2 protein-coding genes and 1 pseudogene are annotated in these 2,526 nt (G+C 58.4%); 1 reads left to right on the top strand and 2 read right to left on the bottom strand.

Going from position 1 to position 2,526, the window contains the following annotated elements:
• Positions 1–1,525, top strand: a 1,525-nt coding sequence (locus L0H14_RS12345) for an alanine/glycine:cation symporter family protein (protein WP_367618778.1), incomplete at its 5' end; no start/stop codon positions are given.
• 376 nt (positions 1,526–1,901) lie between these two features.
• Here the strand turns inward: L0H14_RS12345 and L0H14_RS12340 are convergent.
• Together L0H14_RS12340 and L0H14_RS12335 are read right to left on the bottom strand one after the other, a co-directional pair.
• Positions 1,902–2,351, bottom strand: coding sequence for an SRPBCC domain-containing protein (locus tag L0H14_RS12340; protein WP_301421981.1), 450 nt, complete (start codon positions 2,349–2,351; stop codon positions 1,902–1,904).
• Positions 2,344–2,526 (bottom strand): annotated as a pseudogene (locus tag L0H14_RS12335) (transcriptional regulator); the annotation flags it as partial. The pseudogene L0H14_RS12335 and the gene L0H14_RS12340, both read right to left, overlap by 8 nt.

Genomic DNA, 2,526 nt, shown 5'->3' with positions numbered 1-2,526 from the left:
CCTGCTCACGTGTTGGTACGCTTTTATCATGGAACTCCTCGAAAACTTCAACTCCTGGCTCGGTGGCGCTGAGGAATGGCTCTGGACCTGGATTGGGACCGGCATCGTCGCCCTCGCCGCCCTATATTTCACGATCCGTACCGGAGCGGTGCAGTTCCGGATGATTCCGGAGATGTTCCGCTCCATCACCGAAAAGACCCAGAAAGATGAGACTGCGCCAGATCGTCGCAAGTCGCTGTCGTCCTTCCAGGCGTTCACGATATCTGCGGCTGCTCGCGTGGGCACCGGCAATGTTTCCGGTGTCGCCGGGGCGATCTTCCTTGGGGGACCCGGGGCAGTCGTATGGATGTGGATCATGTGTCTGTTCACCTCCGCGGCCAGCTTTATCGAATCGACGCTGGCCCAGCTCTACAAGTCCCGCGCGGACGACACCTACAAAGGCGGTCCGGCGTTCTACATCCACCGCGGGCTGGGCAGCCGCTGGTTCGGCGGAGTGTTCGCGGTGCTATTCATCTTCTGCTTCGCGTTGGCCTTCACCTCGCTGCAGGCCAACACCATCGTCGACGCCGTAAATGGAGCGGTCGCTACCTACACTGATCCGGAAAGCATGTCGTGGCTGCCGATTGTGCTCGGGCTCGTGTTGGCCGCTCTCACCGCACTCATTGTGGTCGGTGGCATGCGCCGTGTGGCCACGGTCGCACAGAGTATGGTGCCCGTGATGGCTCTGATCTACTTGGTCCTGGGGCTGATCATTGTGTTGACCAATGCCGAAGAGTTGCCTCGGGTGATCAGCCAGTTGTTCACCGGTGCCTTCGATCTCCAAGCAGTGGGCGGCGGTGCCGTCGGCGCGGCGATCATGCACGGTGTGCAGCGCGGCATGCTCTCCAATGAGGCAGGCATGGGCTCGGTGCCCAATGTTGGGGCGACGTCGTCGGTCAGCCACCCGGTAAAACAGGGGCTTGTGCAGACGTTGGGCGTGTACTTTGACACTCTGCTGATCTGCTCCATCACGGCGTTTATCGTGCTCGTCGCGTTCCCCGACGTCTCGGCGGGCGGTGAAGGGCTCATGATGGTCCAGGAGTCCTTGAGGACAAACTTCGGTGACTGGGGCACGGTGATGCTAGCGGTGATTATGTTCTTGCTGGCGTTCACCTCGGTTCTGGGGAACTATTCCTATGGTGAAGCGAATATGAACTACCTCACTCGGAACAAGCGTTGGCTCATGGCGTTTGGCTGGGCCGTGACCTTAATGGTCTTCGTCGGATCAGTGATCACCGTTGAGCTCGCCTGGTCGATTGCAGGGGTTTCGATGGTCGTCATCGCCGTCATCAACCTGGTCGTAATCACCCTGCTCAGCAAGCCCGCGCTGAAGTTGCTGCGTCACTACCAGGCAGAGAGGAAGGCGGGCAGGAACCCCATCTTCCTGGCGTCTGACCTGCCCGAAATAAACAACGTCGAGTGCTGGGTGGAAGAGGACGTGCAGGATTACCTTGATGAACGGGATCGATCAAGTGCGAAGCCTTGAGTCGCGCCTGCCCAGTCCCATGATTCGGTCCGCAAGAAGCGTGCAGCGACTTCTTCTCCACTCATTCCCGCTACGTCAGTAGCGGTATTGATAATGCCTGGTCAGCTGTTGTCCTGTGCTGCCCAAGGCTGCCAACGCTGCTATGTTCAACTTCGGACGGTCGCGCAGGTCTATGCATCTTGGACAACCGCTGGACTGTCACACGAGATTCCTGAGATGAGACCCTTGTCGACTCGGCTATAAGGCGGATAATGGGCTCGGCATCACCGTCGCGCACCGCCGCTTTGTATCGAGTGGCCGCTCATATCTGGTCGATAGTCCACTACTCCCATTTGACGGGTTCCGGTGCCTGACCGGGAGAAATATACGGATAGTGTCAAGCCAGATATTCTTCCAACACGTCAAGGGCTTCATCCCAGCCGTCGTAGACAAATCCGTCACCCGGTTGGCCCGCGAAACCATGCAGTTCAAACGTCATATGGGTCCCGCCTCCTGAGGGTTCCAGAGTAACGGTGACGATTGGAGTATCCTCGGGGTCTGAGCCGGGCTCACCCCAGGTAAACACCAGCCGTTCAACAGGGGAGACCTCCTGGTAAACGCCGCCGGTTACGACTCTTTCGCCCGTGTCGTCATTGACCATCGTGTAGGTGTAGTGCCCGCCCACGCGAACATCGACTTCGACTTCGTCGCGAGGGGTGCTGGTGTTGCGCGGATGCCACCAATCGGCAATCGCATCAGGATCAGTCCAGGCGTGCCAGACCTGTTCTGGAGTCGCATCGAGTGTGCGGGTAAGAGTAAAGCTTTGGGTCATGTCGGTGCTACTCATCAGATTTCTCCTTTTCGATGTATTCCTCGAGTCGATCGAACCGTTCATTCCATACTGCCTGTTGGGCGGTTATCCAGCTGGCTACGTCCATGAGCCCATCGGTGGTCAGGGAGCACTCACTCCACTGCGCTCGTCGATTCCGTTGCACCAGTCCGGCTTTCTCTAATACCGCCAG

The sequence above is a fragment of the Yaniella sp. genome (genome assembly GCF_030453185.1).
In the GTDB taxonomy this organism is placed as follows: domain Bacteria; phylum Actinomycetota; class Actinomycetes; order Actinomycetales; family Micrococcaceae; genus Yaniella.
Note: the sequence above shows the minus strand (reverse complement) of the source record. Positions and strands in the feature narration are given on the sequence as shown.

Coding starts and splice junctions, on each gene's coding strand:
- L0H14_RS12340 (WP_301421981.1), bottom strand. CDS start 2,351: ATGAGTAGCACCGACATGACCCAAAGCTTTACTCTTACCCGCACACTC.